At 67.5% G+C, this 17,177-nt stretch carries 16 protein-coding genes and 1 pseudogene; 10 read left to right on the top strand and 7 right to left on the bottom strand.

The window, feature by feature from the left end:
• The first annotated feature begins 87 nt into the window (after positions 1 to 87).
• The 3 genes from LUX31_RS33115 to LUX31_RS33105 all read left to right on the top strand — a co-directional run bounded on the left by LUX31_RS33115 (position 88) and on the right by LUX31_RS33105 (position 3,307).
• On the top strand, positions 88 to 1,422 hold the full coding sequence (locus LUX31_RS33115; protein ID WP_235478984.1) for a tetratricopeptide repeat protein: 1,335 nt from the start codon (positions 88 to 90) through the stop codon (positions 1,420 to 1,422).
• A 138-nt stretch (positions 1,423 to 1,560) separates the two neighbouring features.
• Positions 1,561 to 2,145, top strand: coding sequence for a 2'-5' RNA ligase family protein (locus LUX31_RS33110; RefSeq protein ID WP_235478983.1), 585 nt, complete (start codon positions 1,561 to 1,563; stop codon positions 2,143 to 2,145).
• 532 nt (positions 2,146 to 2,677) lie between these two features.
• Positions 2,678 to 3,307, top strand: coding sequence for a hypothetical protein (locus LUX31_RS33105; protein ID WP_235478982.1), 630 nt, complete (start codon positions 2,678 to 2,680; stop codon positions 3,305 to 3,307).
• Positions 3,308 to 3,349: 42 nt separating this feature from the next.
• On the opposite strand, the gene LUX31_RS33100 is transcribed toward LUX31_RS33105, so the two are convergent.
• The 3 genes from LUX31_RS33100 to LUX31_RS33090 all read right to left on the bottom strand — a co-directional run bounded on the left by LUX31_RS33100 (position 3,350) and on the right by LUX31_RS33090 (position 5,727).
• Positions 3,350 to 3,832, bottom strand: a complete 483-nt coding sequence (locus tag LUX31_RS33100; RefSeq protein ID WP_235478981.1) for a hypothetical protein — start codon at positions 3,830 to 3,832, stop codon at positions 3,350 to 3,352.
• A 231-nt stretch (positions 3,833 to 4,063) separates the two neighbouring features.
• Positions 4,064 to 4,894 carry a hypothetical protein gene (locus LUX31_RS33095; RefSeq protein ID WP_235478980.1) on the bottom strand — a complete coding sequence of 277 codons (831 nt, stop codon included), beginning with the start codon at positions 4,892 to 4,894 and terminating at the stop codon, positions 4,064 to 4,066.
• Positions 4,895 to 5,166: 272 nt separating this feature from the next.
• Entirely contained in the window at positions 5,167 to 5,727 is a 561-nt protein-coding gene (locus LUX31_RS33090; protein ID WP_235478979.1) for a hypothetical protein, read from the bottom strand.
• A 458-nt stretch (positions 5,728 to 6,185) separates the two neighbouring features.
• Between LUX31_RS33090 and LUX31_RS33085 the strand changes: the two genes are divergently transcribed.
• A complete protein-coding gene (locus tag LUX31_RS33085) occupies positions 6,186 to 7,064 on the top strand; it encodes a 6-pyruvoyl trahydropterin synthase family protein (RefSeq protein ID WP_235478978.1) in 879 nt (292 codons plus the stop codon).
• Positions 7,065 to 7,160: 96 nt separating this feature from the next.
• On the opposite strand, the gene LUX31_RS33080 is transcribed toward LUX31_RS33085, so the two are convergent.
• Entirely contained in the window at positions 7,161 to 7,796 is a 636-nt protein-coding gene (locus LUX31_RS33080) for a DUF6417 family protein (protein ID WP_235478977.1), read from the bottom strand.
• 321 nt (positions 7,797 to 8,117) lie between these two features.
• On the bottom strand, positions 8,118 to 9,833 hold the full coding sequence (locus LUX31_RS33075) for a hypothetical protein (protein WP_235478976.1): 1,716 nt from the start codon (positions 9,831 to 9,833) through the stop codon (positions 8,118 to 8,120).
• A 317-nt stretch (positions 9,834 to 10,150) separates the two neighbouring features.
• On the opposite strand from LUX31_RS33075, the gene LUX31_RS33070 reads away from it, so the two are divergent.
• The 6 genes and pseudogenes from LUX31_RS33070 to LUX31_RS33045 all read left to right on the top strand — a co-directional run bounded on the left by LUX31_RS33070 (position 10,151) and on the right by LUX31_RS33045 (position 15,974).
• Positions 10,151 to 11,329: a hypothetical protein gene (locus tag LUX31_RS33070; protein ID WP_235478975.1), complete on the top strand. Its 1,179-nt coding sequence runs from the start codon at positions 10,151 to 10,153 to the stop codon at positions 11,327 to 11,329.
• A 118-nt stretch (positions 11,330 to 11,447) separates the two neighbouring features.
• Complete coding sequence (locus LUX31_RS33065) at positions 11,448 to 12,263, top strand: NUDIX hydrolase (protein WP_235478974.1); 816 nt, start codon at positions 11,448 to 11,450, stop codon at positions 12,261 to 12,263.
• 223 nt (positions 12,264 to 12,486) lie between these two features.
• A pseudogene (locus LUX31_RS33060) lies at positions 12,487 to 12,722 on the top strand (transposase); the annotation flags it as partial.
• A 401-nt stretch (positions 12,723 to 13,123) separates the two neighbouring features.
• Entirely contained in the window at positions 13,124 to 13,678 is a 555-nt protein-coding gene (locus LUX31_RS33055) for a hypothetical protein (RefSeq protein WP_235478973.1), read from the top strand.
• A 149-nt stretch (positions 13,679 to 13,827) separates the two neighbouring features.
• Entirely contained in the window at positions 13,828 to 15,063 is a 1,236-nt protein-coding gene (locus LUX31_RS33050) for an MAB_1171c family putative transporter (protein WP_235478972.1), read from the top strand.
• A gap of 284 nt (positions 15,064 to 15,347) precedes the next feature.
• Positions 15,348 to 15,974 carry an HAD-IA family hydrolase gene (locus tag LUX31_RS33045; RefSeq protein WP_235478971.1) on the top strand — a complete coding sequence of 209 codons (627 nt, stop codon included), beginning with the start codon at positions 15,348 to 15,350 and terminating at the stop codon, positions 15,972 to 15,974.
• A gap of 186 nt (positions 15,975 to 16,160) precedes the next feature.
• Here LUX31_RS33045 and LUX31_RS33040 read toward each other — a convergent pair whose 3' ends face one another.
• Both LUX31_RS33040 and LUX31_RS37580 read right to left on the bottom strand, forming a co-directional pair.
• Positions 16,161 to 16,715 carry a nucleotidyltransferase domain-containing protein gene (locus LUX31_RS33040; protein ID WP_235478970.1) on the bottom strand — a complete coding sequence of 185 codons (555 nt, stop codon included), beginning with the start codon at positions 16,713 to 16,715 and terminating at the stop codon, positions 16,161 to 16,163.
• Between the two features lie 186 nt (positions 16,716 to 16,901).
• Positions 16,902 to 17,027, bottom strand: coding sequence for a hypothetical protein (locus LUX31_RS37580; RefSeq protein ID WP_268828231.1), 126 nt, complete (start codon positions 17,025 to 17,027; stop codon positions 16,902 to 16,904).
• Positions 17,028 to 17,177: the final 150 nt, after the last annotated feature.

Below are 17,177 nucleotides of genomic sequence, written 5' to 3'. Positions count from 1 at the left end.
TTCAGTCAAGCGCCGGGTGCCGAACCCCGGCAGGGGGAAGGATGTAGTCCTGCGTAGGCCCGTGTAGTCCAGGGGTGGGGTGACGAGATGACGAGCAGGCCGCACGCCCAGGCCATCGCGAACCTGATCCGCACGGCCTGCGAAGAACGCGGCTGGGGCCCCACGGACCTGGCGCGAGCCGTCGGCAAGGAAGAGGGAAGCGGGCCCGGCCGCATAGGTCGCCAGTACGCCCGCAAATGGATGACCGGCGAACGCACGCCCGACTACTGGTGGCCCCACGTCGCCCGTGTCCTCGATCTCGATCCTGACGCGACCGTCATCCGCCAATCCGCCGCACCAGCACCGCCCCACGCCGATACCGTGGCCTCAGTCATTGAGTTGGGAAGGAACGACCTCGACGTGGACCGCCGGAACTTCCTCACCGCGTCCAGCGGCTATGCTCTCGCGGCCCTCGGCCTGCCCGACCCCGAAAGCATCACCCGCCGCGTCACCAGAACGCCGGCCAACGCCGTGCGGGTCGGCCGGGGCGAGGTCGAAGCCATCAAGGTCATGGTCAAGACCCTCGGCGACTCCGCCTCCGAACTCGGCGGCGGCCACGCCCGCCACCTCGCCGTGCGCTACCTCACCGAAGACGTCGCCCCCTGGCTGAACGGCAAGTACACCGAAGCCACGGGCCGAGCCTTGTTCGCCGCCACATCCCAGCTCGCCCACCTCGCAGGCTGGATGGCGCAGGACGAAGGCGACACTCCTGAACTCCAGGGCATCGCCCAGGGCTACTACGCACACGCCTACCGGCTCGCGGACGAGGCCGGCGACCCCGAACTCGCCGCCACCGCCCTCCGCGGGCTCGCCGTGCAGTGCATCGATCTCGGCTACCGCGCCGAGGCCGTCCAGCTCAGCGAAGCCTGCGTCAACTACGGCAAGGCACTGCAAAACCCGCGCGCCGTGGCGTACTACAACGCCACCCTCGCCAACGCCGCCGCCCAGGACTACGACCGCACCCTCGCCACCCAACACCTCGCCCTCGCCGAGAGCGCCATCGGCAAGCCCGCCACCGGATCCGGCGACTCCTGGGCAGCTCACTACTCTCCCGGCCGCTGGGCCCACGAAACCGGAATGATCCACACCCGCCTCGGCGACCTCACCGCCGCCGAAGAACACCTTCACCTTGCCCTCGACATCCACGGCCTCGACCGGCGCCGCACCCGCGCCATCGTCCTGGCCGACCTCAGCGGCGTACTCCTGCGCCAAGGCAATGTGGACGGTGCTATGGCCACCTGGTCAGACTTCCTCGACTTCGCCGACGGCGTTCACTCCGTCAAAGTCCGCGCTGCGATCCAGGACATGCGCGTACGCCTCCGCCGCTTCCCCGACCTGCCCGAAGCCCAAGAACTGAGGACACGGGCGGCAGCCCTCTCGTAAGTCTGACCGCGAGCCCTGCAGGACCAACATCGCTTTTCCCCCTCAGACTTGGAGGTCGCGTCGGTACGTTGACTCATCATGAAGCCGTTCACATTTCAGCAGGGCAAAGACTTATGGGAAGCCGGTCGCACGCCGTCTTTGCTCCACGCCTACGTCACCGTCGATCTCGGCCGCAATCCGGAACTCTCCGAACTCATCCGCGGTGTCCGTGAGGCAACCAGGGACGACCCGCTCACCCACGTCGCCAACGAGTGGTTTCACATCACGCTCTACCAGCTGAGTTCAATAGCCGCCCACGATGTCCCGGAAGCCGAACGGCAGGCCCTCGTCGCCGAGTTGGCCCGGCAGATGCGCTCCATCGCCCCGTTCTCCATCACGGCTGGCAGTCCCCTGGCGTACCCCACCGGGATTCTTTTTGACCTTGGGCCGGACGGGCCGCTGAACACGCTGCGCACCGCAGCCACCCGCGCCTTCGAGGTCGTTTATGGGGCCGACGCGACGGCATACGAGACCGGAGTGCTCCACCTGACGGAGTCGTACGCCACAGCCGAGGTCACCCTGGACCACTTCCACCAGATACACCGACGCGTCCGGCGTGTCCGTCCCAGTCACGCCCCCCTGCACATCGAGTGCATCACGCTGGTCGACGTCGTCGCCAACGACACTGAGAAGACCATCACCTGGCAGACTCTGGCGGAGATCCCGCTGGGTGGCGTCCGGTGAGCACCGGAACGGTCGGCGAGGGACACGTCCAGCTCCTCGTCGAGCCCGTCACGATCACTTATGCCCACAGTGGGGCCGACTCCGATCAAGCACAGCGGCTGCTGCGTCGGATGGGGCCACGGCACGCGCCGCTGCCCTTCTCTGCTTTCGGCCTTGAGGACCTTCACGCCCGACAGCAGCGAGAAAACGATCACGTGGAGCACCTCGGTGCCATTGCCTGGGCATCACTGTCGGGCCCCGGCGCAGCAGCCGGATGCAATCCGGTCGCCGCCGCCCGTTGCGCGACAGATCGGCCCGGTCAGCCGCCACACCTCAGCACTCCGGACGCTCACAAGCGAGTTCGAGGTGTGATCCGGTCGCCCCGGCCCCTCTGGGAGGCAGTCAGGTCATGGTCACAGACCACGCTTCGCTGAGTGCCGGGGATGAGCAAATCACCGTGGGGCCACTGGACTTGCGCACCGCAGGGAGGATAGGAGAAGTACATCTGCCGAACCGGGCGGGTATCCATGGGCGGCAAGGAGAGGGGCCCGGCGTGCTCGATGTGCCGACGGACGAGGCTGTGGCTGCGGGGCATGTGGAAACGCAGGTGGATACCGGGGCGGAGTCGGTCGTGCGGGTCCGTGTGGACTGGCACGCGCCGGCAGGCGCGCATCCGCCGACGGCGGAGGGGACGTGGCATCTGTTGGCACCGGCCAGCCAGTCGCTGATTGTTCCGGAGCCGGTTGTCCAGAGCGCGTCCGTCGTCGTTGCTGATGCCCGCAAGCACCCCAGCTGGCAAGCCGCGCAGGAGGAGCTGCGGGAGAGAGTGCGGTCGCTTCCCGGCGCCTTGGTCGTGGCCGCGGTGACAAGCAGTCGCTCAGCACTGGTGTGGGTGCGCGTCCAGCCGCCCGCAGTGTGGGAACCGGCCGGCTATACGGTCATGGTCCGCAGCGACGAACCTGGGCCGGTGGGCCTGTACCCGTCGGTGATCTATGGCTGGATCAGGTGGTGGGCCGACCAGCAGACCGATATCCCGGAAGGCTTTCCCGCCGGCCTGCTGCAGCCCCGTCCGCCGACCCGCATCGACGCCACCGTGCTCTCCGACACCTACCGGCTCGCCATCACCCCGGCCGACGCGTCCACCTCCTCCGTACACCCGCACGATCCCACGGAGTGGAGCTGACCCGCCTGGCGCTGTGTGCCCGTCCCTCCGGGTTCTCCTCCTCTAGGCTGCCTGCGGCCTTGCTGGTAGCCCGCTGCGGAGCCACTCCAGGGCGGGGGCCAGCAGCATGCGGAAGTCGGGGGTCTCCATCGACGGCAGGTCCACCGTCACCCATACCTCCTGGGGTGTCGTCAGGGAGGTGACCAGGCGGCTGAGTGGTCCGCCGTCGTCGGGGAGGCCCTCGGCAAACAATGCGCGCGTAGCGGACACTGCGTCCGCTGTGCGCAGATACTCGGCATCCGGCGTGTGCGTATACGGCGCGAGGGCGGTGAGCGTCGCCAGCTCGTCCAGCTGCTCATCGCAGTCGAGCGCAAACAGGATCAGTGCCAGACTCTGCAGTGCGAGATGGCGCCTGTACTCCCACTCCTTCGTCAGCCACTGCGGCTCGATGAGCCGCACGGCCCGGGCCACAGCGACATCCCATCCAGGCTCGTCCCGGCCGATCGCCGAAACCTCTTCCGCTGCCGTGCGCAGGTTCGATCCCATGGCAGCACGGTATCGATTCGACGGCCGCTCCAACAGGTTGACCAGCAGATCTCGCGCCGGGCAGGCGCCGTTCGCCGAGACGGACGCCCGGCCGCAACGATGGCGTCAGATCGGTGCGGGACCTGCTCCTGTGCCACCCTGGTTGCAGCGCCCTGCCGCCGGACGGGGGCTCAGCCCAGTCGGCGTCACCGGCAATAACGCCAGCGCCTCCGCTCGTCGCTCGGGAGGGGGTTACACAAGCAGAGCGGCGGTGAAGCGGGACAGGTACCGGGGGTCGGACTGTGCGCTGTAGGGCCTGCTGGTGACGAGGAAGTCGCGCTCGACTGCTACATCAGCGCCGATGGGCAGCTCGGCGTACGCGAGCGCGTTGCGCACGCGCCAGACGTCCAGCCGGTGGTCGGCCGTGGTGTGCCCCTCGGCGCACACGAAGGTGACCGCCGGGCCGTCCACGCGCAGCGACCCGCCTTCGCAACCGTCGCAGATGTCGCACTTGATCGGCCTGATGGCGTCGGTGGCGACAGCCTGGACGTAGCGGCCAACCGAGATGGTCAGCGCTCCGGGGGAAGGAACGGGTACCGGCGTTCGCCGGATGACGGCCTCGTCCAGACCGCTGATCCTTTCGTGCAGACGGCCCACGGCCGCCCACAACGCTGGGGGCCATCCCTCTGCGTCGCCCATCGGGTCGCCCGGCGCCTCCTGCCAGCTCTTCAGGTCCGTCCACAAGGTGTCCAGCGTGTCGGGACCGTAGCCGTTGCCCAGGACGCCGGCGGTCGTTCCGGCCGCTTCGATCCGCCGGCTCAGCTCGTGCGGTTCTTCGCCCTGGTCGCTCAGGGCCTCGGCTACGGCCGCCGGAGGGATGGACTCCGGGGGCTGCTCACGCTCGACCGACAGCGTGAGCAGGATGAAGGCGAGCGCCTTGAGGCCGTTGGGGCGCTCATCCCAGCTCGGTGCGAGAAGGTGGGCGGCGCGCGCCACGGCGGCACGCCACACGTCCGGCGCCGTGGTGGGCAGCAGGTAGGCCATCTCGTCCGGCAGCGTCCGATGGGGCAGGACAACCGTCATACGGTGACTCCAAGCGGGTCGGATGAAATGTCAACGAGGCGCCGAGCTCGGCGAGTTCAACCGGCTCAGGCTACAGCGCGCACTCGCGCCCGCACTGCGTTCCATGGCCAGACTCGTGCCCAGCACGATGCCCTGCGACACCTCCCTGACACCCGGCCCCGACGGAGGACCATCACAAGAGCCGGTCATAGCAGTCGCCCCCTGCCAGACCGGCTGTCCCGTACAGCCGGCACCGGTGCTGAGGCCGTGTACGGTCCGTCTGCCCAGGGCCGTCATAGGCTGATCACCCTCACAGTGAGGGAGTGGCCGGTCGGCAGCAGCGCCCTTCGGGCACGCCCCCGGGGCTTGTCCCGCACCAGCCCGGCCAAGACCGCCTCCGCAGCCTCGCCGTCCGTCACGTCGACGGCCACGCTGTACCGGGTGGACAGGTCATGGACGGCCAGCGTGTGCACATGCGCTTCGACGTTACAGGCCCATGGGACAACGGCCCTCAGTACCGCGATGGTCCCGTGCGTGGTGGTGGTCCGCTGCGGAAGAACGCTGTCGGGGATCGCGGCATTCGTCACCGCCACGATCTCCACACCCTCGCGGACACCGCGCACCGAAGCGCCGTGACGGCCGGTGAAGACCGGCTGGAGCAAGGGGACCTCACCCAGCACGGCGGCAACACGGTCGACGGCGGAACGCTGATCGGCCACGGCCAGCTGATGCGGGGTGTGCAGACGGACGAAGGGCTGCTCACCGAGTTCACACACGACATGAACCTGAACAAGGTCGCCGGCCGATCCCAAGATGTGTGCTGCCGTCTCCAGCTGCTGGATGAGAACCCCCATGGGGGCAGTCTGCCCGATCCCGTCGGCGCGGCGCGGGCCCTTGCCCAGGCGTTCAGCCCGAAGGCGAAGCTCAGAGGCTGGATCGCCGCGGTGCTCACGCTTCAGCCTGCGAGGCGGATTCCTGCCGGTCCCCTGGCGCCTGATCCCGCAGAAGCCTGCCCTCCCGCTTCTCGGCCCTCGCCGCCGTCCACGCTCGTCAGCCGTTGGCCTGCTGATCGACGCCACGGCAGCCGCAGGCAGGGACCAGCAGTCCTCCACCTCATGAGAGCTTGCAGGTACAGGGCCCGGGGCGGCGCTCCGCCTTCCGGCCACGTTCGCCACTTGATCACCGCGGCGGCGTGCTGATCGTCTACCGTCTGTGAGAGGGGTGTCGACGAACTGCTCTGAGACGCCCACAACGCGCCAGTCCTACAGACTCGTTCGGGCCGTGCCTGGTTGAAGTCCCTTGGGAGAAGCCGATGATGACGTTGACCCGCGAAGGCGAGTTCACCGCGGTCCACAGCCAGCAGGGACTGCCGTCCTGGCACGAATGCCACCATCCGCACGGACACCGGTGGACGGTACGGCTGGAGGTCGTGGCGAAGGACAACCTCACCGAGGACGAATCGGTCGCGGTGCACACCGCTCTGGCCGAGTTCGACACCTGGGTCGACGCCGAGCTGGCCCACCAGTACCTGAACAAGCTGGACGACTCCCTGACGGGAAACTGCTCCCCCTGGGAGCTGGGCCGGTGGATCTTCGCCACCTGGTCCGATCGCGTACCTCACCTTGCCGCGGTGCACGTACAGGGCCCGCTCAAGGACGGTCGGTCACGCGGATCAGTCCCGGGCGGCGAACGGTACGAGGTCACCTACCGCCCCGAGGACGACCCTCGCTACGGCCGGTACCCGCTGCACAATGACGCCATCGAGGTCGCCGAGGTCGTGGCGTCCTGGGGTGAGTTGTGGATGGGGCCTGACGGCGCCCGCACGGTGGAGACGGTCAGAAACGTCAAGGTGCGCTTCGTCGACGGCCACCAGCCTTACGCCCGTTGGCACGGCGGGAACGTCCTGACCGACTGGGCCGCTCCCGACGCCCAGTTGCTGCGCGTGGAGTCGGTCTCTTTCGAGTACCGGTACACGACGTGGCCCGCGCCGGTGTGGTGGTCCGGTATCGCAGGCGCGGAGACTCTGTACGCCAACGAGAGCGGCCAGGTCATCGAGCCCCGTCGCGAGCGGTCACTGGCCACCATGGGCATGGGCGAGGGGGTTCCCGCGTGGGTGCGGTCGCTGGAGCGGGCCCACCGTCCCGCAGCAGAGGAGGTGCCGCCTCCGCCGCCCTCCGCTGCTCGCTCCTGAATACGGTGTGCATCGTCAGGGGCGATGTCGAGCAACGGCCCGGCGTAGGCGAGCCCGGCAATTGGCAGGGTTTCGGTCGTCAAGTTCTGCCTCGACTCACGCGCCCGCTGAGCGGCTGGCGAGTTGCCCGAGGACGACCAAAACCGGCGTGCCGCCGTCCGGGGAGGGCCGGTAGGCGACACCGTAGTCGCGGGCAAAGCGGTTGGCCTCGGCCTCGGAACCGCTGAGCCGGTGCAGGTAGAGCCCGTAGGCGACCGAGGCGATCTGCCTGTCGTTCAGGCACAGCCGCCAGCGGTTGTCCGCCCGGCTGAAGGACGCGGCGTGCACGCGCTCGACGAGCCCGTCGGCCGGGGCAGTAGCCAGTGCGCGGGCGAGGCCGACGAAGACGCGCACCGCACGCATCTGGGCCGGGCGCAGTTCCACCAGCCGTTCACCCGGACCGGGTTGAGGCCCATCGGACACTTCCAGCGGGCAGGCATGAGCGTACGCGAGAGCGTCGCGACCATGAGGGGTCAATCGCGCCGCCCAGCGCACCGGCCGGGAGGTGAGGACGGAGAGTTCGGCGCGGATCCCCCTGCCGGCCAATTCGACCAGTCCTTCGCGCACCGCAGCCTCCGCACTCCGCTGGAGGGACACGGGCACCGCATCGTCCAGCACCCACGCCTCCTGCGCGCCTCGCTCGTGCTCACGCAGCGCGTCCAGCACGGCGATCCTCTTCTCCGAGCCCCTCATCCCCGCCTCGCCTACTCGAACCTCGATACCCCACCGCCGGCAACCCATCGTCCTTGATCGCAGACCGGAGTGCCCCGCGTCCCCTTCGCCTTCACACCTGTGAGGGACGGGCGTCGTCGGCACGGCCACCTTGGCCACCGCGGTTGACCACGACTGGCCGGCACGGCTCCGCTGCCGATCGCGGATCCCTGTCGTCCCCGTAGAGCGGGCCGCGGAGGGTCACGGAGCCCGTTCGTCCTCACTGCTCATATTCACGCAGCCTGGGCCGGAGCTCTTCGCAGGATCGGCGTCGTCTTCGGCTCTCGCTGCGTCTCCATGCTGTCAGGGAGTCTCGGGCGGATGGGCCAGGAGCCAGAGTGTCATCTCGGACAGAATGTTCGGCTGCGGGGGCCAGGTCGCCGGCAGTTTGCGGCCGGTCAGGGCGCCTGCATCCAGCAGGTCGGCACCGGGAGCGCAGATGGAAGCGAGCAGTCCAGTGAACAGTTGCATGCTGTAGGTGTGTTGAGCCGTCTCGGCGTCGGTGGCGGACCGGGGCCGCTTACCGCTGTTTACAGCGGCAGCGTCGTCGTAGTACGCCTGGGTTGTCCTCACCGCGTCGAGCAGGTCGTCTCCGGTGAGGAACAGGGTGAGCTTGGTGATGTCCTCCAGCATGCCAGCGGGATCGCCGTAGTTGGAGGTGAGCAGCAGCTCGGCGTCCGCGGGGCCGTGGTCGCTGACATCGTCGAGGCAGGCCAGGAGCAGGTGGATGGTGCCGTTGTCGTCGATGACCATGCCGAGGCCGGGGGCGGGCATCGTCGTGGGGAGGTTGACGGGGGCGCGGTCGCCGGCGGTTTCCTGGAGCGGCATCGTGGTCAGGATGCTGTGGCGACCGCCGTTGCGCCAGGCTCCCAGAGCGGCGATGCGGGCACCGTCCCACAGAGCCGTCCGCGGCGGGGTGTCGTACTTCGCTTTCAGATAGGCGGAGACGAGCCGGCTCGGTACCCAGCACCATGGCTGCCAGTCCTTGTGTTCCCGGGCACGTAGTTCCTCCAGGTTCGCGAAGATGCCGGGATACTTCTGGTTGGCCTGGGTCTCCAGCCGGTGCCAGTGTGCTGCCGCCTCCCGGTAGATGTGGGCGATGCGCCGGTGGCCGGCGTCGAGCTGGTGGTCGAGCGCGGGGTCGAAGACACCGTGCGAGACCTTCTTGGAGGTGGCGGCGAACTCTGGTGACGGCTTGAACCAGTCGTCGGGATCGCCCGCCGCGCTCATCTTCTGGGCGGCGCGCTCGGTGATGTCGCGGTGTGTGGTGTCGGCGTCAGGCGTGGTGGCAACCTGAACCCCACGTTTCTTCGCCTTGAGTTCCTTCAACGCCTGGGTGACGGCGGCTTGGGGCCGCTGTTCGGACAGCGTCGTGGTGTCCGCGGTCAGGGCGTACCAGGCGGCGACCACGGTGCGCAGCGGGACGGCCGAGTAGAGCAGGCCGGACGACAGTTCCTTATTCGGCTGGAGCAGTCGCGTGTCGATGCGGGGCAGGAAGGACAGGTGCAGGTCGAAGTCGGGGTTCATCGGGATGAGCCGGCCCCGGGCCGCGGCGTCCGGCTCCTGGGCTTCTTCCGGCATCGCCGTCCACCAGGTCAGATGTACTCCGGGGCCGAAGCCGTCCATCGGCGGCCCCCAGGTGGCCGCGATCACGGGATGCGGCCCGATCGTCATCAGCGGATCCTGCCGGGAGAAGGCCAGCATGCCGGAGGGGGCGGGCAGCACGTCCGCGGTGAACGGCAGGGGAATCGACTGGTCCTGCCCGACGGTGCGGGCCGCCTGTATCAGGTCACTGTCCATCGCGAACGTCATGCCGTCGGCGACCCGTTTGCTCTCCGCCGCGACCAGGGACTCGGCCTGGTGCGAGCGGGCGCGCGCCGACCAGGAGGCAGGCATGGTGAAGCTGTGCCCCTGAGCCATGAGCCAGCTCCAGACCTCCTGGCCGAGCGGGGTGCGCAGGAAGGTCAGTGTCTCGCGCCGCAGTGTTGCGGCCTGGTCGGCAAGCGGATGCACAGGCATGAACGAACTGTAGAGCTCCACCCCGCGAGGCAGACAATTCGCTCCCGGGTCAGCCGAGTTGAGGTCGCAGCTGCCTCGGGTGGGACGATCTCCCCCACCCGAGGCCGACGACTGACGATGGCACGGCCCAGCGCGCCACCGACTCGTTGGGCCGGTCGGGGAAGACAACCGCGATGGGAGTCGCAGGCAGAAGCACTCCCGCTTCACCGCTCGCGGTGACACCCCGCCCACAACGATGGCAAAGTTGCTGACCGAGGAACTCTGCCGCGTCAACCACCAGCGCGGCACGCGAACAGGACCCGAGAACGGAGTTGACGGTGACCGCGCAGACCACGCCGGCGACCAGGGCCTGGGACGACGCCGTGCGCCGCGCCACGGCCGTGGCCAACAGCGAACGGCCCGGCGGGATGGACGAGGACTGCTGGGATGACGTCGCCATCCGTGACATCATCGCCACGGTCCTCTACGCCCTGCACCTGCGCACCGGCACCGAGACCGACACGGTGCCATGGTCATCGGTGCTGTGGTGGCTACACGATGACGAACGCGTCATCTCCCTGGTCGAGGACACCGTGCCCGGCGCCGCCCAGGCCCTGACCGAGACCACGGCAGGAACAGGAGACGCGGTACTGGACCGGTGGCGATGGCTGAACCGCACCTGGGATCCCGACGCACCCGTCCGGCGCCGCAACCGAGCGTCCTCCGCCGGGGGCACGCTCCGGCAAAGCGGGCACGAACTGTTCGGCAGTCGGGTGGCCGTGGCGGAGCCCCGGTGGGACGGCATGAGCCGAGGCATCGCGGGCGGCCTCCCGGACCCCGCACTCGAAGTCTGCACGCACTGGGCCGCGGGCGCGGTCGCCTCCGTCCTCAGCGCGGAGTGCAGAGGCTTCGCTATCTACCAGCGCGTCCACGTCGTGGCCGGCGACTTCACCGGCCGGCGCGGCTACGTCCAGGACCTCGGCTGGATCGTCGACGACGAAGAACAGCAGCTGACCGGTCCGGCGGGATACATCGTCGACCTGGACGGCACCGAAGGCAGCACTCCGATCGATGCCGAGGATCTGGAGGCAGCACGCGACGACCGATGGGCACGGCGCCTCGCGGGCACCCTCAAGGACGGGCCGCCCCCAGGCTGGGGCGCTCCGCTGCCCCCGAGCCCCTCATGCGGCGAGGACCTGGAGGAACTCCTGGGCCGGGCCGGCAACCCCGACGCCGTACCGGAGGAACTGCGGCAGAGCATCCGAGACGCGCACAGCCACCACCACCTCGACCTGCGGCGCCTCGCCAGCCCACGCCCACACCGCGCTACCGCCCAGCTCCTCCTCCACTGGTACCAGTTGTCCGACCGCTACGTAGACGGTCCGGACGGCCGGGCGGAGTTGTGGGAGGTGGTGCTGACGGAACATCTGCGGGACGAAGAACCGACCCGCCTGCTGGCCACGAACGAGCAGGCGGCGAAGGCGCTCGCCGAGCAGCACACCGGACTGCCGCTGTGACACCGCCGGGCGACGCTCCCCGCACCGCAGGGGCACTGAGCCCCGAGGAGGAGAGCCCACACCACGAACTGCGCACCGAGCGCCACGGTGATCACCGGCGGCACGTAAAGTCCAGCGCATGAGCGGTGACGGACGATGGCACAAACGCGGTAGCCGGGTCCTACACGCGGGCGGCCCTCAGGATCGCATCCGCCTGACCGTGGATGAGGCCGTACGGCCCGACGGTGCCACGGTGGGTTATCCGCATGTCGCCGCCCCGGACTCAGTCCGCGTTCTTGCCGTCCGGCGAGACAAGGTCGCGACGGTCACCCAGCATCACTACCTGCACGGCACGATCACCGATCTGCCCGGGGGCCTGGTCGACGACGGCGAGGAGCCGGCGCAGGCCGCCCGTCGTGAACTCGCCGAGGAGACCGGCCTGACGGCGCAATGGTGGCACCCCCTCGGGACCGTCGTCACAGCACGCGCCACGAGCACGGAGAGGGTCCACCTCTATCTCGCGCACGGCTGCACTGAGGGCACGACGTCCCTGGACGCCGGCGAGGCGGTGCGGGCACAGTGGCGCTCGTGGCACGAACTGGAACAGGCCGATGCCCTGTCGCTGCTGGGCGACGCCACTCCGGCCCTGGCCGACGCAGCGTCACTGGCCGCGCTCCAGCGCACCGGCGCTCTGCTGCGGATCGTGGGTGATGAGCTTCCTCCTCCCCACACTGAGCTGACGAAGGCGGCATGGGCGGCCTATCTGGTCGCCGAGGCCGGCGCCGGTATCCCGAACAACCGCCTGCTTCTGCTGTGGATGGATCTCGCCGTTGGCCGCTTCGCTGAGGGCGCGGCCATCGTGGCCGAACTGGAAACGCACTACGCAGGTCCCGATGCCGAGGGTGCGTGGGCGAAAGCCGCCCATCGGCTATTTACCCTGGCCCAGCAACGGTGAGCACTCCCCCGCGGTCCGCGCTCCTTTTAACGGCTGCGGTTACTCGGGGCGACGAGCCACACCTGCGGCGGCGGGGCCGCCGGAGGAACCGCCGGCGGTGCGCTTGGGGTCGTGCGGGTTGAGCATGGGCCGAACTGGCTGTTGTCCGTGTGCAGGTCCTGGCAGTACGCCGGGGTGTTGGTCTTGCCCATGATCGCGGCGCCTTGAAAGCGAAGCACCGCCGCAGGCCCGAGCCGAGGACCGCATCCGCGCCGTCCGCGCCACCGGCCTGCGTAACCCCTTTCCGGCGAAGCCCGCCGCTGGGAACCCCGCCGCCTGCGGCTTCGCCTGTTCTCCATAGCCGGCCGACTCGTCACCACCGGACGCCGCCGCATCCTCCGCCTCGCGGCGAACTGGCCCTGGACCGATGTGATCACAGACGCCCTCGACCGGCTCCTTGCTCTCCCGAATACTGGCTAACCAGCACCTTCGCGCCCCTGCGACCCGCACCACCCCACCGGAGCCGTGGAACCCGGCGCCCACCCGGCGTGACAGCCGGGGCCCAGCCCTGCCACGGTCAGCCCTCAGGGCCGAAACGGCCCGCCAGGAAAACCGACGGACTGTCAGTAAAGATCGAGGTTAAGGCAAGGTAAGACGTCGCCGCTTAATTTCGATCTTGGAATCCAGATTGTGAGATTACTGCGCACGGGTGACCTTCACAACACCCCAGTCTATATGGATCACGCTTTCCGCCTTGTACGATCAGCAAACAGGCCATGCTGGCCGACCGCCGCACGCCTCAAGCACAAGCTCCTGGCTACTAGCGAGTATCGGGATGGGACTGGCAGCGAACACCTCACTGGCATTTCAATGGAGCGACCATGCGCTGGCGTAGAGACCCCTCACAGCGCGCACTCGTGAAAGAATGCGAGAGACTGCTCGCCGATCTCCCTATCCCCGCTCCTTTCAGCGTCGAGGCGCTGGTGCGGAACATGGAGGGCGTGTCGGGTCGCCAGATTCGGCTAGTGCCACTGGACGATCCCGACGGCGGCCTGGGCACAGCATGCGGTCTTCGAGTCAAAGCGCCGGAGGTCACAATCATTCTCTATCGCCGCCGTTCAAGTCGCAATCACACCGAGCACATCATTCTCCATGAGCTCGCGCACGAATGGCTGGACCACGGGACATCCCTGACGGCTGCCGAAATCGAGCGATACGTCCCTGAACGTATCCGCCAGGAAGTGCTTCGACGTTTCCCGTCGGCTCTGGTCCAAGGGCGCGTAGATTTTGACAGCCCCGAGGAAAAGCAGGCGGAGATTTCAGCCTCATTGATAAAACGGTTGGCGCGTCGTCAATCGATCACAGGAGATGACATGGTTAGTCTCCTGGAGTCTTCACTTGTTCACCCAGTTGCTCCACCGCGGCGCCGACGCTAACCACGATTGGGTGCCGCCCGCCGAGGTGAAAATCCCGACCTCGCGACTTTCGCCGCACCGAATAGTCTTCCCACTGGCAATTAATGCTGCAGTCAGTCATCCTTACGGATCGGCAAAACGTGCAGCCAGCACAGATAGTAATTGGTTGCATGTTCGACTACTTTACATACCTGACTGCGGCAGTGATGACCGTCATCGCCATATGGCGATTCCCTGCAGTTCGGTACGGCGACTCTCACCGCAGGGCGCTCTGGGGCGGCTATGCGGGATTCGCTGTAGCCCTGTGGCTCTACACGCCAGCAGCAATGGATGCGCTAGATCGTATTCCCGTGGTGGACCTGAGTGCCCTACTCAGGCACTTCGCTAGCACTGCATCGATCATCGCGGCCCTGACGTACGTCGCCACCAGCTACGGGAAAAGCTCGGAGACAGTCGTCCCCCGGCACGTAGCGGTCTCCCGCTGGGTCGCCCGTGCATCCTATAAGGCCGGGGCGATAGGCGTCACTCTGCTCACGGTCCTATTTTTCACCGTGGTGGACCGACCCACGCCGAGCCAAAATTTCCTCATCGACCACGCTGGAGAATGGGGAGTCGCGGTCTACATGACCGTCTTCTACTTCTTCCCCCTTGTCACGACCGCGATTTGCGGCTACCAGTGGACGAGGGCGGCGCGACAGGCCGAGAGCACCAGCATGCGCGTGGGACTGGGCTTGATGGGGATTTCGATGTGGATGGGACTGACCCACACTTTGGCCCGTATCACCATCCTCTGGACTGCGGTAGCCTTCCCACTAAGCCCATCCACAGTGCAGCTCCTCGTAGACGCCACAGCGATATGGATGGATCTGCTGTTCCTGATGGTTGCCGTAGGTGCGAGCATTCCCACCACCAGCGCGGCGGCGGCCCAGTGGAAGACGTGGCGCACCCTCTACAGGATTTATCCACTCTGGTTTGACCTGGTGGAGGCTTTTCCCGGGACGAGCCTGTATCCGCCCGGACGGCGCCTCGTGGAACTCATGCACATACGCGTCCCCATCGATGTCCGCCTGGACCGATGGACCCAGGATATTGCTGACGCCTGCGAGAGACTGCGCTATTACGCTCCACGAGACTTGATGTTCGCCGCCGAGGACATCACGGCCTCGCTCCCCGACCCTGAGCCGGCTGCGGAAGCGTACTGGATTAAGGCCGGACTCCAGGCCGCTGACACCACGCCAGCCAATCCGTATGCCGCTGCTACATTGAGAGCGAAACCGTTCGTTGACACCGATAGCGAAGCGGCGTGGCTAGCGCGGGTCAGCACGGCCTACTCGCACATCACCACCGATCAAGCTCGGGAGCTTCTCCTGCACTCCGCAGAGGCGGAATCCGAACCAGGCCGATAGCCTGCAATGAGCTTCACAGGCTGATTTATCGGTTCAGACCTCATTGCCCGGCACACATAGCCATGCGGCATAGCGATCTTGATGGCGCGTCCGCAAGTGAGATTTAGCACCATCTACTGTATGAAATGAGCTGGTACCGTCGGTCATGCGGACTGGTAGGTCTTGCTCCGCCCCTAAGTACACCCCGGCCTGCGACGCACAGATACCGCCGTCGCCACCTGTAGCCGGGCCGTGACGCCGGCCGGTCTGGACTGGCGTCGAAATCTCAGCAATGGAGTTCCCGCATGTCCAACCGCTCCGGTCTTATCCTCGATTTCGGGGGCGTTCTCACCACCCCCCTGCTGCCCGTGGTGCTCGCCTTCGAGCAGCGTGAGGGACTCCCGCAGGGTGCATGCATCTCCGCGCTGTACAAGGACGAAGAGGGCGTCCGGCTCACCAGCGATCTTGAGCGTGGCGCGGTCAGTCAGACCGAGTGGAACACCATCGCGGGCAAGAAGCTCGGCGTCTCCCCCGACAACTTGATGGGCCGGATCTTCGGCGGTCTGCGTCCTGAGCCGCTGATCATCAATGCGGCTGCTGCGGCGAGGCGAGCCGGCATCAAGGTGGGCATCCTGTCCAACTCCGTAGGGCTCGCGCCCTGGGACCTGTACGACGGCTACGAGCTTGAGCGGCTGTACGACGTCGTAGTGATCTCCGAGCAGCACCTGCTGCGCAAGCCTGACCCCGAGCTCTTCGAGATCACGCTCAAACTCATGGGTCTGCCGGCCGAGGAGTGCATCTTCGTCGACGACACCGAGGGTTATGTTCGGGCAGCGGAGCAGCTCGGCCTCGCGGGGGTGCACAACCAGGACCCCCGGCAGACGGTGGCCACTCTCTCCGAGCTGCTCGGCGTGGACCTTACGGCGTCTTAAAGGTTGCGCGGAGAGGCACGCTGGAGGACATCGGCTGCAGAACGGGCACAGGTCACAGTGATCATGGAGTTGCGACGCTCTGTGATCGCTGGGGGACCTGTGCCCGCGCTGCCATCATGGCTGGCTGAACCACTCTCGCGCGCTTCTGCCCGAGCGGCCGGTGTACCACCCAGACCATCCGCTCGTCTACGCCGGGCCGCTCGGGGAACGCTCCTCAAGCGGCCCGAAGCCTGCAGGGAAGGGGATCCCGAACCGCTGGCACAGCAAGGGCACGTCGTGGCGATCGACATCACGAGCCGGATAGCCGGTATGCCAGCGCACCGCCCACTCGGCCGACTCGCACCGCACCGCAGTCCCGGCAATCGAACCGTGTCCAGCGAGTGCTTCAGCCGGGAAAGGGCCGCCATCCACCACGGATCCGTAGTGCAGCGATCCGTTCGCGAGCGGCTCGTAGAGGTGCAAGTCGACCCGCAACCGAACGCCGTCGTGCAAGACGAAGTTCCACGGCCTGTCGCCAGGCCACGGGAAGAGCCGGTCGACACCAGCCTCCGCGAACGCGACAAACAACTGCTCAAGGTGTGCGGCCGGCGCCCAAACGTCAAGGTCAGAATGGTCTCGCGTCTGCTCCCCGAGCAGCGCATCCACGCCCCATCCGCCCCCGATACACGCATCCACGCCGTGGGCGTCGAGCCGCTCCACAAGCGCGATTACATCCGTGGCTGACATCGAATACTGACTCACCGCACCAGGGTAGAGGCCAGCCCAGCCCCACATCTGGCGATGACTATGGGCTTCACCGGACCCGGGAGCCGGTCCCCTGGCCCGAGTCCAGACCACTCAGTGGACGCGCTGGTTTCACCACCCTGACCGGCCACTGCCCCGCCCAGGGTGAGGCGAACGCGGAGGACGACGAAGACGACTGCCCTTCTAGAACCGGCGCTGGTCGGCCCTGCCGAGGAAGATCAGCAGCAGTCCGGCCAGCAGCAGGAAACGTCTCACCGCGTACACGCCCGGGGTCAGGACCGAAGACGGCGACTGGGACGCCCTCGTCATCGACGAGGGGGACACCGCCGGCGTACCGGGGATCGCCGGTGCTGAAGCCCACGGTCGCGGTGACGTCATATTCATCGGCGAGCTTGACCAGGGCCTGGTCGACGCGAAGGCGGAAGACGCGGGCCACCTGCCAGAGCCTGCCGGGCGGTT

The sequence above is a fragment of the Streptomyces sp. GQFP genome (assembly GCF_021545335.1).
Classification (GTDB): domain Bacteria; phylum Actinomycetota; class Actinomycetes; order Streptomycetales; family Streptomycetaceae; genus Streptomyces.
This window is presented reverse-complemented; position numbering and strand designations above follow the sequence as displayed.

Excerpts from the sequence above, each read along its gene's own strand:
- LUX31_RS33115 (WP_235478984.1), top strand. The coding sequence starts at position 88 with ATGACGAGCAGGCCGCACGCCCAGGCCATCGCGAACCTGATCCGCACG.
- LUX31_RS33100 (WP_235478981.1), bottom strand. The coding sequence starts at position 3,832 with ATGGGATCGAACCTGCGCACGGCAGCGGAAGAGGTTTCGGCGATCGGC.
- LUX31_RS33095 (WP_235478980.1), bottom strand. The coding sequence starts at position 4,894 with ATGACGGTTGTCCTGCCCCATCGGACGCTGCCGGACGAGATGGCCTAC.
- LUX31_RS33090 (WP_235478979.1), bottom strand. The coding sequence starts at position 5,727 with ATGGGGGTTCTCATCCAGCAGCTGGAGACGGCAGCACACATCTTGGGA.
- LUX31_RS33085 (WP_235478978.1), top strand. The coding sequence starts at position 6,186 with ATGATGACGTTGACCCGCGAAGGCGAGTTCACCGCGGTCCACAGCCAG.
- LUX31_RS33080 (WP_235478977.1), bottom strand. The coding sequence starts at position 7,796 with ATGAGGGGCTCGGAGAAGAGGATCGCCGTGCTGGACGCGCTGCGTGAG.
- LUX31_RS33075 (WP_235478976.1), bottom strand. The coding sequence starts at position 9,833 with ATGCCTGTGCATCCGCTTGCCGACCAGGCCGCAACACTGCGGCGCGAG.
- LUX31_RS33065 (WP_235478974.1), top strand. The coding sequence starts at position 11,448 with ATGAGCGGTGACGGACGATGGCACAAACGCGGTAGCCGGGTCCTACAC.
- LUX31_RS33055 (WP_235478973.1), top strand. The coding sequence starts at position 13,124 with ATGCGCTGGCGTAGAGACCCCTCACAGCGCGCACTCGTGAAAGAATGC.
- LUX31_RS33050 (WP_235478972.1), top strand. The coding sequence starts at position 13,828 with ATGTTCGACTACTTTACATACCTGACTGCGGCAGTGATGACCGTCATC.
- LUX31_RS33045 (WP_235478971.1), top strand. The coding sequence starts at position 15,348 with ATGTCCAACCGCTCCGGTCTTATCCTCGATTTCGGGGGCGTTCTCACC.
- LUX31_RS37580 (WP_268828231.1), bottom strand. The coding sequence starts at position 17,027 with ATGACGAGGGCGTCCCAGTCGCCGTCTTCGGTCCTGACCCCGGGCGTG.